Annotated in this window: 14 protein-coding genes; 9 read left to right on the top strand and 5 right to left on the bottom strand. The window is 68.6% G+C overall.

Annotated features, from left to right (window positions below; genetic code table 11):
• From PXD02_RS06675 to PXD02_RS06660, 4 genes are read right to left on the bottom strand one after another with little or no spacing between them, the layout of a single operon-like run.
• Nucleotides 1-1,341 carry an LLM class flavin-dependent oxidoreductase gene (locus PXD02_RS06675; protein ID WP_275106047.1) on the bottom strand — a complete coding sequence of 447 codons (1,341 nt, stop codon included), beginning with the start codon at nt 1,339-1,341 and terminating at the stop codon, nt 1-3.
• Nucleotides 1,342-1,352: 11 nt separating this feature from the next.
• On the bottom strand, nt 1,353-2,075 hold the full coding sequence (locus tag PXD02_RS06670) for an ABC transporter ATP-binding protein (RefSeq protein ID WP_275106046.1): 723 nt from the start codon (nt 2,073-2,075) through the stop codon (nt 1,353-1,355).
• Nucleotides 2,051-2,908, bottom strand: a complete 858-nt coding sequence (locus PXD02_RS06665; protein WP_275106045.1) for an ABC transporter permease — start codon at nt 2,906-2,908, stop codon at nt 2,051-2,053. Before PXD02_RS06665 ends, PXD02_RS06670 begins: the two co-directional genes overlap by 25 nt.
• On the bottom strand, nt 2,905-3,954 hold the full coding sequence (locus PXD02_RS06660; RefSeq protein WP_275106044.1) for an ABC transporter substrate-binding protein: 1,050 nt from the start codon (nt 3,952-3,954) through the stop codon (nt 2,905-2,907). The genes PXD02_RS06665 and PXD02_RS06660 overlap by 4 nt, the downstream gene beginning before the upstream one ends.
• A 338-nt stretch (nt 3,955-4,292) precedes the next feature.
• On the opposite strand from PXD02_RS06660, the gene PXD02_RS06655 reads away from it, so the two are divergent.
• The 7 genes from PXD02_RS06655 to PXD02_RS06625 all read left to right on the top strand — a co-directional run bounded on the left by PXD02_RS06655 (nt 4,293) and on the right by PXD02_RS06625 (nt 11,130).
• Entirely contained in the window at nt 4,293-5,270 is a 978-nt protein-coding gene (locus tag PXD02_RS06655; protein WP_275106043.1) for a LysR substrate-binding domain-containing protein, read from the top strand.
• A 25-nt stretch (nt 5,271-5,295) separates the two neighbouring features.
• A complete protein-coding gene (locus tag PXD02_RS06650) occupies nt 5,296-6,723 on the top strand; it encodes an FAD/NAD(P)-binding protein (RefSeq protein ID WP_275106042.1) in 1,428 nt (475 codons plus the stop codon).
• A gap of 103 nt (nt 6,724-6,826) precedes the next feature.
• Nucleotides 6,827-7,120, top strand: coding sequence for a hypothetical protein (locus PXD02_RS06645; RefSeq protein WP_275106041.1), 294 nt, complete (start codon nt 6,827-6,829; stop codon nt 7,118-7,120).
• A gap of 169 nt (nt 7,121-7,289) precedes the next feature.
• Nucleotides 7,290-8,306 carry an ABC transporter substrate-binding protein gene (locus tag PXD02_RS06640; RefSeq protein ID WP_275106040.1) on the top strand — a complete coding sequence of 339 codons (1,017 nt, stop codon included), beginning with the start codon at nt 7,290-7,292 and terminating at the stop codon, nt 8,304-8,306.
• 10 nt (nt 8,307-8,316) lie between these two features.
• Nucleotides 8,317-9,135, top strand: coding sequence for an ABC transporter ATP-binding protein (locus tag PXD02_RS06635; RefSeq protein ID WP_275106039.1), 819 nt, complete (start codon nt 8,317-8,319; stop codon nt 9,133-9,135).
• Nucleotides 9,132-10,001, top strand: coding sequence for an ABC transporter permease (locus tag PXD02_RS06630; protein WP_275106038.1), 870 nt, complete (start codon nt 9,132-9,134; stop codon nt 9,999-10,001). The genes PXD02_RS06635 and PXD02_RS06630 overlap by 4 nt, the downstream gene beginning before the upstream one ends.
• Before the next feature lie 22 nt (nt 10,002-10,023).
• Nucleotides 10,024-11,130 (top strand): LLM class flavin-dependent oxidoreductase, encoded by a 1,107-nt coding sequence (locus tag PXD02_RS06625; RefSeq protein WP_275106037.1) that lies wholly within the window; start codon nt 10,024-10,026, stop codon nt 11,128-11,130.
• 29 nt (nt 11,131-11,159) lie between these two features.
• Here the strand turns inward: PXD02_RS06625 and PXD02_RS06620 are convergent, their stop codons facing one another.
• Nucleotides 11,160-11,849, bottom strand: a complete 690-nt coding sequence (locus tag PXD02_RS06620; RefSeq protein ID WP_275106036.1) for a TonB-dependent receptor domain-containing protein — start codon at nt 11,847-11,849, stop codon at nt 11,160-11,162.
• A gap of 194 nt (nt 11,850-12,043) precedes the next feature.
• On the opposite strand from PXD02_RS06620, the gene PXD02_RS06615 reads away from it, so the two are divergent.
• On the top strand, nt 12,044-12,571 hold the full coding sequence (locus PXD02_RS06615; protein WP_275106035.1) for a DUF2478 domain-containing protein: 528 nt from the start codon (nt 12,044-12,046) through the stop codon (nt 12,569-12,571).
• A gap of 26 nt (nt 12,572-12,597) precedes the next feature.
• Nucleotides 12,598-12,807, top strand: a complete 210-nt coding sequence (locus PXD02_RS06610; protein ID WP_275106034.1) for a TOBE domain-containing protein — start codon at nt 12,598-12,600, stop codon at nt 12,805-12,807.
• Nucleotides 12,808-12,838 lie beyond the last annotated feature (31 nt).

Here is a 12,838-nt window from a genome sequence, read left to right as displayed (position 1 = left end):
TCAGGCGCTTTTCTTGATGGGGTTGGCGTAAAGGCTGTCGGGGCGCGGCAGGCCGTAATGGCCGCGCAGGGTGTCCGCGTCGTAATCGTCGCGGAACAGGCCGCGCCGGCGCAGGATCGGCAGGACATGATCGACGAAGGCGTCGAAGCCGCCATGGATCCAGGGCGGCATCACGTTGAAGCCGTCGGCCGCGCCGCCCTCGAACCAGGTCTGGATGGCGTCGGCGATCTGTTCCGGGGTGCCCACTACGACCCAATGGCCGCGCGCGCCGGCCAGCCGGTGCATCAACTGCCGGATCGTGGGGCTTTCGCGGTCGACGATGTCCAGGACCAGCTTGAAGCGGCTGGCCTCGGCCCGGTCGTTGTCGGGGGCGATCAGGTGGCGCGGGAAGGGACCGTCGAGGTCGTGGCCCAAGAGATCCAGCCCGGTCATCTGCCGCAACACATGCAGCGAATAGGCGGGCTGCGTCAGGCTGTTGAATTCGTCATGCAGCGCCTGCGCCTCGGCCTCGGTGGACCCGATGTAGGGGCTGATCCCCGGCAGCACCTTGATATGGTCGGGGTTGCGCCCGACGCTGCGCGCCCGCGCCTTGATGTCGGCATAGAAGGCCTGCGCGCTTGCCAGCGTCTGGTGCGCGGTGAAGATCGCCTCGGCGTGAAGCGCGGCGAAATGGCGGCCGTCCTCGGAGGATCCGGCCTGGACATAGACCGGGCGTCCCTGCGGGCCGCGCGGGATGTTCAGCGGACCGCGCACCCGGAAATGTTCGCCCCGGTGGTCGATGGCATGGATGCGCGTGTCGTCGGCAAAGACGCCGCTGTCGGGGTCGTTGACGACAGCGTCGTCCTGCCAGCTGTCCCACAGCTTCGTCACCACGTCCAGGAATTCATGCGCGCGGCCATAGCGGTCGCCATGGGCGGGATGGGCGTCGAGGCCGAAATTCTCGGCCGCCTGCCGGGCGCTTGTGGTGACGATGTTCCAGCCCACGCGCCCGCCCGAGATATGATCGACCGAGGCGAAGAACCGCGCCAGGTTGTAGGGCTCGTTATAGGTGGTCGAGGCCGTGGCGATCAGGCCGATCCGGCTGGTCGCGGTGGCCAGCGCGGTGATGGTGGTCAGCGGCTCCAGCCGGAAGCGCGCGGCATGGCGGATGTTGTCGGCCAGCGCCGGGCCGTCGGCGAAGAACAGCGCGTCGAATTTCGCGGCCTCGGCCTTTTGCGCCAGTTCCTGATAGAAGCGGATGTCCAGCACCCGGCCGGGATCGGACCCGTGGTAACGCCAGCCCGCCTCGTGATGGCCGCCGGGATAGATGAACAGGTTCAGGTTCAGTTGTCGCTTGGTCACGGCGGTGTTCCTCAATGCGTGGCGACGCCCAGCTTGCCCAGCAGGTGGCGGCGAAGCTGGCCGAAGCGCGGGTTGTCGGGTTCGCGGGGGCTGGGCAGGTCGATGGCCAGATCCTCGACGAAGGCGCCGTCCTCCAGCACCAGGATCCGGTCGGCGAGCGCGATCGCCTCGTCCACATCATGCGTCACCAACAGGACCGAGGGCTGATGGCGGGCGCAGAGTTCCTTGAGCAGGACATGCATCCTGATCCGGGTCAGCGCGTCCAGCGCGCCGAAGGGTTCGTCCGCCAGCAGCAGTTCGGGTTCGCGCACCAGCGACCGCGCCAGCGCCACCCGCTGCTGTTCGCCGCCCGACAGTTCCACCGGCCAGGACGCCTCGCGCCCGGCCAGCCCGACCTCTCGCAGCATCCGCCGCCCGGCATCGTCGGCATGGCGCAGGCCCAGGGTGACGTTCTGCAACACCGTGCGCCAGGGCAGCAAGCGGGCGTCCTGGAACACCACCGAGCGGTTCTGCGGCACGTCCAGGCGGCCCGATCCGGTCACGTCATGGTCCAGTTCGGCCAGCGCCTTCAGGAAGGTGCTTTTGCCCGACCCGGACCGGCCCAGCAGGGCCACGAACTCGCCCCGCCGGATGGTCAGGTCCAGACCGGCCAGGATGGTGCGGCCGTTGAAGCCGCGATAGAGGTTGTGCGTCTCGACCGTGAAGCGGGTCACTGGGACAGGGTGCGGCGCCATGACAGGGCCCTCCTTTCGACAAGGCGGACGGCGGCGTCGGATGCAAGGCCCAGGACCGCATAGACGACGATGCCGGCGATGATGATCTCGGTCTGGCCATAGGTGCGCGCCAGGTTGATCATGTAGCCGAGGCCGCTGGTGGCGTTCACCTGTTCCACCACGACCAGCGACACCCAGCACAGCGTGACGGCAAAGCGCAGCCCCAGCAGAAATCCGGGAAGCGCGCCGGGCAGCACCACCTGCCGGATGAAGGCCCATCGCGACAGGTTCAGCGTCTCGGCCAGCTCGACATAGCGGTTGTCGATGCCGCGCAGGGCGTTGTGGGTGTGGATATAGATCGGCACGATCACCGCCAGCACGATGGTGATGATCTTCATCTCCTCGCCGATGCCGAACCACAGCATCAGAAGCGGGATCAGCGCCAGCGTCGGCACCGCACGCTTGATCTGGACGGGGCCGTCGATGATCGCCTCGCCCCACCGCGACAGCCCGGCGATCACCGCCAGCACCGTGCCGATGGCGACGCCGATCACCAGCCCGGTGACCGCCCGCCAGGTCGAGATGGTGAAATGCTCCTGCAACCGTCCCTCGGCGATCAGCTTGCCGAACGCCTCGATCACCGTCCAGGGCGCCGACAGGATACGCGGGTCGATCAGCCCCAGGGCCGATCCCAGCGTCCACAGCACCACCAGCCCGATGCTGCCGATCTGCATTCCGAAGGGGATGGCCGGGCCGGGGCCAAGCCGGACCCGCGCGCTGCTGCGCCGCCGGGGATCGAGGGTCGAGGCCGGCTCGGCGCGCGGCTTGAAATCGTCGGTCGCGATCAGGGTCATTGGATCAGTTCCTGTTTCTTCGTCGCGCTGGATCCCTCGGACAGGGCCTCGGCGGCCAGCTTTTCAAAGCGGCGGTCGAAGAGGTCCTCGGCGTCGAAGGGTTCGTTGCCGGTGGCTTCGGCCAGCAGGGCGATGGTGTGGGTATGGCGTTCGATCACCTCGTCCCAGTTGGACGGGATCACCTGCCGGCCGGTCTGCTCGACGGCGGCCTTGCCATCCTCGTAGGACAGGTTCTGGTCCTTGACGTAATAGCCCTGGATGTATTCCTCGGGGTGGTCGTTGATCCATTCGGTCGCCCGCGCCCACAGCCTGACATATTCGGCCAAGGCCGCCGCCTTGGCGGGATCGTCCAGAACCTCTTGCGGCGCCCAGAGATGGCTGGGATCGTCGCGCAACCCGTGGTCGATGGTCCGCGCGCCGTCATCGCCGTATTGCGACAGATAGCGGGCGATATTGACGCCGCCCAGCGGCGCGATGTCCACCTGTCCCGCCGCCAAGGCGACGGGATAGACATCGCCGGTGCTGGGCAGTTCGACCAGCGTCACGTCGTCGCGGGTCAGGCCCGCCGCCTCCAGCGCGCGCAACACAAGCGCACCCTGCGCCTGGCCGGGACTATAGGCGACGCGGCGGCCCTTGAAATCTTCAAGGCCGTCGATCTGATCGCCGAGCGCCGGGGTGACGCCAAAGCGATAGACGGGATGGGCGATCGGATCCTCGCGTTCGCGATAGGCGATGTTGCGCACCGGCAGGTCGGTCCAGGTGGCGTGGATCGAGGGGATCTCGGCCACGGTGGACACGTCGAGCGCCTTGGCCCGGAACGCCTCGCTGCCCTGCGGGCCGCCGCTGATATTGGCCCATTCCACCTCGAAGCTCAACTCGTCGATCAGACCCGAGATCTCCAGCGCCTTCTGGGTGACCGGATCGCCGATGCGCAGGACGGTGCCGGGCGGAACCTCGTCCAGCAGCGGCTCGGCGGCGTGGGCCATCGGCGATGCGACCGCAAGGCCAAGGGCCAGGGAAAGCAGGGGATATGTGATGCGGGGCATGGGCAACCTTCCGTTTTGTCTGCCCCCAAAGGTCAGGGAGCGGCCGGGTAATGTCGATAGTTTCACTGTAGTTTAATTGCGCCCCGCTGGGGGAGGAATCTGTCCCGCAATCGCGCTCACGGAGAAGAACCTGCCTGCGGACAGTTCAGCATTGCGCGGAAGAAAGAAAATCTTTCCGCCAGGGTGGTGGCCGGGCGCCCCGCCCCTTGGGTTTAATCTTCCCCGATCCCCCGCCTCGGCAGGTCGCGGCTTTCCCTTTTCCGCCGGTCTTTGGAATCGGCATCGGCCCTGCCGTTGCTTAGGTTTCGGACGGAACACGCGAAAGGAAATGGCCGGGGATGCCGACAGGGGACGCCGATCTTGCCAGGCGGATGACCATGGCGCGGATGCCGTCGCTGAACGCGCTGCGCGCCTTCGTTGTGTCGGCGCGGCACCGCAGTTTCGGCGCGGCGGCGGCGGAACTGCACGTCTCGACCGCCGCCATCGGCCAGCAGGTCCGCCTGCTGGAGGATCATCTGGGCGGGCCGCTGTTCCTGCGCAACCGGGGGGTGCTGGAACCGACGCCGCTGGCCCAGGCGATCCTGCCCGGCCTGGACGAGGCGTTCCAGTTGATGCTGGGCACGCTGTCGGGCGTGGCCCGGCATACGGCGCCGCTGCGGATCTCGGTCCCGCCGTCCTTCGCGATGAAATGGCTGATGCCGCGCCTCGACGCGCTGCATGACGCGGTGCCGGGGCTGGAACTGGCGATCGAGGCATCGGTCGGCCTGACCGGCTTTGGCGAGGACGGGGCCGATTGCGCCATCCGCTATGGCAGCGGGCATTATCCCGGCCTTCAGGTCCATCACCTGATGTCCGAGGCCGTGCTGCCGGTATGCAGCCCCGATCTGGCCGCCGCGCATGACCTGGCCGCGCGCGGTCCCGCCGCGCTGGCCCATGACGTGGTGCTGCTGCACGAGACCGGCCCCGAAAACGACACCTCCTGCCCCGACTGGGAACGCTGGCTGACCGGCCATGACGTGCCGCCCGCCGAGACGGCGCGCAGCGGCATCCGGTTGCAGCAATCCTCGCTGGCGCTCGAGGCGGCGGCGGCCGGCAAGGGCTTGGCGTTGGGCAAGCTGCGCCTGGCCGAGGCCGATCTGGCCAGCGGGCGGCTGGTCAGCCCGTTCGGCGAACCCTGGCCGATCTCGGCCGCCTACTACTTCGTGGCGCCCGACCACGCGCTGCACGACCCCGCCATCGCCGACCTTCTGACATGGCTGCGGCAGGAAGCGGGCGCCGTCCCCGCCTGGTCGCCCGCCTGGTCGGACGCAGCCTGATTTTTCCAAGACCGAAAGGACTCTGATGAACATCGCCCCGCCGCCCGCCGTTCCCGTTCCGCCGACCATCCTGATCGTCGGCGGCGGCTTTGCGGGGGCCGTGCTGGCCCTGCGCCTGCTGGAACAGGACCGTCCGCTGCGCATCGTCATCGCCGAGCCAAGGCCCGAGATCGGGCGCGGCCTCGCCTACAGCACGGCCGAGACGGTGCATCTGGTGAACGGCCCGACCTTACATTTCTCGGTTCATCCCGACGCGCCGGACCATCTGGCGGACTGGGTGCGCAGCCACGGCCCCGATGGCGACTGGACCCCGCCGAATGGCGATCTGACCGACAGCTTCATTCCCCGCCGCGTCTTCGGCACCTATGTCGTCCGGGAACTGGACCGCGCCATCCACACCGCCCAGGGACGCGCCACGGTCGAGCATCTGCGCGACAGCCTGACCGCCCTGACGCGCGAAGGCGGCGGATGGATCGCCCGCACGGCAGGCGACAAACGCATCGCTGCCGATCAGGTCGTGCTTGCCACCGGCGTGTTCCCCTTTGCGGATGGCGCTGCCGCCCTGGACGATCCGCGTCATGTCCGCGACCCCTGGGATCCCCAGGCGCTTGACCGGATCGCGGGCACTGGCGACGTGCTGCTGATCGGCGCCTCGCTGTCGATGGTGGACATGGTCGCCAGCCTCGAATCGCGGGGCCATCGCGGCCGCTATCACGCCATCTCGCGCCGGGGCCACCTGATCGAGCCGCGCCGCCTGCCGCCCGAGGATGCGCCGGAATTTCTGGACGCCGCGGCGCTGCCCCGGACCGCGCGCGGGTTGCTGCGGGCGGTGAACGCCCAACGCAAGGCCATCGTTGCGGCAGGGGGCGACTGGCAATCGCTGCTGGGCGGGCTGCGGGGGCATATCCTGCCCCTGTCGCAGGGGGCGGCGACGGCCGAGCGGTTGCGCTTCAACCGCCATCTGCGCGCGCTGTGGGACGTGTCGCTGCACCGCGCCGCCCCGCCCTCCTTCGCCGCCGTCGAACGCGCGCGGGCCGAGGGCCGCTTCACCGCCAGCGCGGCGCGCCTGATCGGCCTCGCCGCCGGGCCTGAGGGGCTGACCGCCACCATCCGCCCGCGCGGGTCGCGCGCCAGCAAGGCGCTGAGTTTCGACGCGGTGATCGACTGCCGGGGGCACCAGGAACATGACTGGCGGCGCGTCACCGCACCCCTGCCCCGGCAGTTGCTGACATCCGGCGCGGTCCGGCCCCATGCGACGGGCTTCGGCGTCGACGCGACCGAACGGGGCGAGGTGATCGGCCGCGACGGCGGCGTCACGGGCGATCTGTTCGCCCTAGGCCATCCGATGCGCGGGGTGGCGTGGGAATCCAGCTCGATCCCCGAACAGCTGACCCAATCCGCCGGGCTGGCGGACCTGCTGCGCGACCGGGCGACGGCGGCGATCGCCGCGTGATCACAGCACGTTCAGAAAGGCCACCAGCGCCGCGATGTCGTCCTCGGTCAGGTCCAGCGGACGGATCAGCGGCGACAGGCTGGCGGCCTCGGCGGCGGGGGCGGTGGACACGCCGCCCTCGGACGATCTGCCCGACCTGTCGGCGATCCGGGCGCGGATATATTCCGGTGAATACGACGCCGGCAGATGGTATCGAGAGGCCCTGTTCTACGATCCGGCGCACCGGCCGGCGCTGGAATATCAGGGCGAGCTGTTTCTAACCCTTGGCGACCTCGAATCGGCGCGCGCCAATCTGGAGATGCTGACGCTGTTCTGCCCCCAGGGCTGCCAGGAACGCGACACGCTGGCCGCAGCCATTGCCGCCTATCGGGCCGGGCCGCCGCCTGGCGGAAGCTGACGGCAGGGGTGAAGCTTCTCTTTCCAGGATGTCCCGCGAAAGCACCCTTCTGCGCAGGGGCGGTTTGACGACGGCGTTGTTCCAAACTGCCCGCCCCGTCCCGCCGGTCCCTTGCCCCGTCCCGAGTTTTTAGACGACTATCGCGCTAGAGATTAAAGGAGCCCGCCCGATGACACGGTATTTTCGTCCCCTCGCCGCCCTTGTGATGGGTGCCAGCATCGCCGCTCTGTCGGCGGTCGCCGCCCAGGCCGAGGAAGGCAAGCTGCGCATCGCCGAGCAGTTCGGCGTCGTCTATCTGCTGCTCAACGTCGCCAAGGACCAGCAGCTGATCGAAAAGCACGGCAAGGAACAGGGCGTCGATATCGAGGTCGAGTTCCTGCAACTGTCCGGGGGCGCCGCCGTCAACGACGCGCTGCTGTCGGGCAGCATCGACGTGGCCGCCGCCGGCGTCGGGCCGCTGTTCACCATCTGGGACCGCACCAGGGGCGGGCAGACCGTCAAGGCGGTGGCCTCGCTGGGGAACTTCCCGAACTACCTGATCTCGAACCGGCCCGAGGTGAAGACCATCGCCGACCTGACCGACCGCGATCGCATCGCCTTGCCCGCCGTCGGCGTCTCGGTCCAGGCGCGGATCCTGCAATTCGCGGCGGCCAAGGAATGGGGCGACGACCAGTTCGACCGCCTGGACGAGATCACCGTGGCGCTGCCCCATCCCGAGGCGGCCGCCGCGATCATTTCCGGCGGGACCGAGATCACCGGCCATTTCGCCAATCCGCCCTTCCAGGAACAGGAACTGGCGCAGAACCCCGACGCGCATGTGATCCTCAGCTCCTATGACGTGCTGGGCGGGCCGGCCTCCTCGACGCTGCTTTACGCGACCGAGGATTTCTATCAGGACAGCCCGAAAACCTATCAGGCGCTGCTGGGCGCGCTGGAGGAGGCCGCGGCCTTCGTGGATGCCCATCCCCAGGAGGCGGCGGATATCTATCTGAAGGTCACCGGCGCCAAGACCGACCGCAAGCTGTTGCTGGACGTTATCACCAGCGACGAGGTGACCTTCAAGATCCAGCCGGAAAACACCCTGGGCCTGGGCCAGTTCCTGCACCGCGTGGGCGCGATCCGCACCGAACCGACGCAAATCTCGGATTATTTCTTCGCCGATCCGCGCGTCGATGCGGGAAGCTAAGGGCGCCGCGATGCTGATGACCGGCCTTGACGCCCGCACGGCCACCGCCGCGCCGCCCCTGCCCGATCCGCTGCTGCGGGTCGACGGGGTGACGCTGGAATATGCCACCCGCGACCGGGTGATCCGGGCAACCCATCGCGTCGACCTGGATGTCTATCAGGCCGACCGCTTCGTGCTGTTGGGGCCGTCAGGCTGCGGCAAGTCCACGCTGCTGAAAGCCATCGCGGGTTTCATCCCCCCGACCGAGGGCCGCATCATCCTGGACGGCCGCCCTGTCACCGGCCCCGGCGCCGACCGGATCGTGGTGTTTCAGGAATTCGACCAGCTGCCGCCCTGGAAAACCGTGCTGGGCAACGTGATGTTCCCGCTGCTGGCGACCCGCGTGCCGCGCGCCGAGGCGCGGGAACGCGCCCTGGACGCCATCGCCAAGGTCGGCCTGGCCGCTTTTCGCGACAGCCATCCGCACCAGCTTTCCGGCGGCATGAAGCAGCGCGTCGCCATTGCCCGCGCGCTTGCCTCGCGCCCGCGCGTGCTGCTGATGGACGAACCCTTCGCCGCGCTGGACGCGCTGACGCGGCGCAAGATGCAGGAAGAGCTGCTGCATCTGTGGGACGAGGTGCGCTTCACGCTGATCTTCGTCACCCATTCGATCGAGGAAGCCCTGGTCGTCGGCAACCGCGTCGCCCTGCTGTCGCCGCGTCCGGGCCGGGTTCGGGCCGAGATCAACTGCCACGGCTGGGACCTGCACAGCCTGGGCGGGCGCGATTTCCAAGCCGCCGCCAACCGAATCCACGACATGCTGTTTTCCGACCCGGTAGAGGCCGCATGACCGCCCTGCACCCGCCGATCCGGCCCGAATACGAACGCGATCTGCCGCCCTTCGAGGATGCTCCGGTCGAACGCGTCATTCCGCTGACCGCCCGGCTGTGGTCGCAGGACTGGCTGCGCCGCCTGGTCATCATCGCCGCCATCGCCCTGATCTGGGAAGCCGCCGCCCGGCTGCAAGGCAACCCGCTGCTGCTGCCGACCTTCACCGCCACCGCCCGCGTCTTTGTCGACGGCATCCGCGACGGCGTGCTGCTGGAACGGGCCGCGATTTCGATCGGGGTGCTGCTCAAGGGCTATCTGGCCGGGATCGTGCTGGCGTTCCTGCTGACGACGCTGGCGATCTCGACCCGGTTCGGGCGCGACCTGCTGTCGACGCTGACGGCGATGTTCAACCCGTTGCCCGCCATCGCGCTGCTGCCGCTGGCGCTGCTGTGGTTCGGGCTGGGACAGGCCAGCCTGGTCTTCGTGCTGGTCCATTCGGTGCTGTGGCCGCTGGCGCTGAACATCTTTTCCGGCTTTCAGGCGGTGCCCGAAACGCTGCGCATGGCGGGCCGCAACTATGGGCTGACCGGCTGGCGCTTCGTCGCGCAGATCCTGGTGCCCGCCGCCCTGCCCTCGATCGTGTCGGGGCTGCGGATCGGCTGGGCCTTCGCCTGGCGCACGCTGATCGCGGCCGAACTGGTCTTCGGCGCATCCTCGGGTCGTGGCGGCCTGGGCTGGTATATCTTCCAAAGCCGCAACGAGCTTTACACCGACCAGGTCTTCGCGGGCCTCGCCATGGTCATCCTGATCGGCCTGCTGGTTGAAAACGTCGTCTTCGCCACGCTGGAACGCGCCACCATCCACCGCTGGGGCCAGCAGCGCTGACCCGGCCGCAAAGTTGAAGACCATGACCCAGAACCTTGAATTTCTTTGGTATATCCCCAACCAGGCGGTCGCGGGCCATCGCGGCGACGAGGCGGTGCCCGACCATAACAGCCTGGACACCCTGACGGCGCAGGCCCGCGCGGTCGAGGATAACGGCTGGGCGGGCGCGCTGATCGGCACCGGCTGGGGCAGGCCCGACACCTTCACCGTCGGCACGGCGCTGGCTGCGCGCACCACCCGCTTCAACCCGCTGATCGCGATCCGCCCCGGTTATTGGCAGCCCGCGCAGTTCGCCTCGGCCGCGGCGACCCTGGACCAGCTGTCCGGCGGGCGGGTGCGCATCAACATCGTCTCGGGCAAGGACGATTTCGAGGCCTATGGCGACAGCGAGGGCGACCAGGCGCATCGCTATGGCCGGACCCGCGAATTCATGCGGCTGGTGCGCCACTTGTGGACGGAACGCGACGTGACCCATCGGGGCCAGCATTACAGCGTCACGAACTCCACCGCAGAACCTCGGATCACGCCGCGCGGCGACCGCCTGCACCCGCCGCTTTACTTCGGCGGGGCCTCGGCCGCCGCCGAACGGGTCGCCGCGGCCGAGGCCGATGTGCAGCTGTTCTGGGGCGAGCCGCGCGACGGCATCGCCGAACGCATCGCCCGGCTGAAGTCGCTGTCGCGCGAATTGGACCGCGACCGCCCGCCGCTGGAATTCGGGCTGCGCATCACCACCTTCATCCGCGATACCAGCGAGCAAGCCTGGCGCGAGGCCGAGGCCAAGGTGGCGAAGATGGCCCAGATCGAGGGCGCGGGCTGGCACGATCACCGCCGCGTCGTGGCCGAGGGGCAGCAGCGGCTTCTGGATCTGCAACAGCAGGGCGAGGTGCTGGACGAGAACCTTTACACCACCCCCGGCAAGTTCGGTGCCGGCGGGGCTGCGACCACATGGCTGGTCGGCACGGCCGAAGAGGTCGCATCCTCGCTGCGCAAATATGCGCAACTGGGGATCAGCAAGTTCATCCTGTCCGACACCCCCTATCTGCAAGAGATCGCCAGGCAGGGCCGGTCCCTGCTGCCTCTGCTCGGCGAAACGCCGACGGACCGCCGACAGCCGGCAAACGCCATCTGAGGGGGCGGACACCCCCGACCAAGAGTCCTCTATCCGGGAAAGCGCACGACCAGTTGGTGGTCGCGGTCGAAGATGTTCCTGACGCCGAAGACGACGCTGGCCCGGTCGGTCGCCTGCCAGTCCACATCGACATTCGCCAGCCCGGAGCCGTCCATGCGGGTATAGGCGATGAGGGTCGGATCCTCGGGCTGGACCGCGCTTTCCGACAGCCGCGACCCCGAGACCTCCGGCGAGGGCGAGACCGTCAGGCGGTCGGTGGCCCGCCAGTCGAGGCGCAGGAAGGCGGTCTGGCGCGGCGTGTCCGTGGGCCGCAGGTCGGCCAGCACCGGGTCCGAGATGTCGCGATCCAGCCAGGTATAGTTCGCCACGAGACCGATCCGGTCGGTGATGTCCCAACTGGCCGCGATCTCGAAGCCCTTGTAGGTGCCGTCGCCCACGTTGCGGCTTTGGGTGATCGGCCCGCCCTCGTCGTCCAGGGCGCCGGTCGGCACCGACTGGATCATGTCGGCGACCTTGCTGTAGAACAGCATGTCCCCGTCGCTGATCGTCGAGGACGTGCCGCCGCGATCCTGAGGGGCGTCGGCGGTCAGCACGATGGTCCCCAGCACGAAGGGCCACGCGCCCGTCACGGCATCCTGTGCCAGGACCACCGCCGGGATCACCGCCGGGATCACCCAGACGGCCGCCCCCAGCAGCCCCGCCCGCATCGTCATGCGCATCTGTCCCCTCCTGACCGCGCTGTCCTTGGCTCAAGGACGAATCGTTATATCCCGACAGACATATCGAAGCCTGGCGGAATGCAAGGGCCCAATTCGGGCGAAAGACTCTCTTCCGAAGCCGCAGGACAGGCGGGACGGCAACCCCTTGCCAAGGCCCTGCGATATGTTCCATCATTCCTATCGAACGGCGCGGCATGATCGGGGGCTTCATGGACATCCGTTACCTTTGCTCGGACGAAGAGAAGCGCACCGATGCGGTGCTGTGCGCCGTGGCGGATGCGTTGGCGGCCGAAGGGATCCGGCTCGCGGGCACCCTGCAACCGCCCGAGGCGCGGCACCCCGGCGAACAGTGCCACATCGTCCTGGCCCTGCTGCCGGATCGAGAGTTGCGCGATGTCAGCGTCCCGCTGTCGCCCGAGGTGACGGGCTGCCGCCTGGATCCCGGCGCGTTGGAGCAGGCCGTCATGGTCGTCCAAGGCCGGGTGGCGGGCGCGCAGGCGCTGATCGTCAACAAGTTCGGCAAGCAAGAGGCTGCGGGGCGCGGCCTGGTCCCGGCCATCGGCGAAGCCTGCGAACGGGGCATTCCGGTGCTGGTCGGCGTCTCTCCGCAATGGCGCGACGCCTTTCTGGCCTTTGCCGACGGGCGCGCGCAGGAACTGCCGGCGGACGAGGCGCGGATCCTTTCGTGGCTGCGCCAGTCCTGCCGGCAGGCCGCCTTGTGAACCACCACCCTGTTCGGAGAAAGCCCATGAAGCTCAGCGCCCGCAAGGTCCTGCCCGGCACCGTGACCGAGATCGTCACCGGGGCCGTCACCAGCCATGTCCGCATCGACCTGGGCGGCAGCACCGTCACCGCCTCGATCACCAACGACGCGGTGAAAGAGCTTGGCCTGAAGGTCGGCGGCCGCGCCTCGGCGGTGATCAAGGCGTCCGATGTCATGGTGGGGGTCGATGACTGACGCCTGCGCGGACGCCCTGCGCCCGCACGAG

The sequence above is a fragment of the Paracoccus sp. S3-43 genome (assembly GCF_029027965.1).
Lineage (GTDB): Bacteria > Pseudomonadota > Alphaproteobacteria > Rhodobacterales > Rhodobacteraceae > Paracoccus.
Note: the sequence above shows the minus strand (reverse complement) of the source record. Positions and strands in the feature narration are given on the sequence as shown.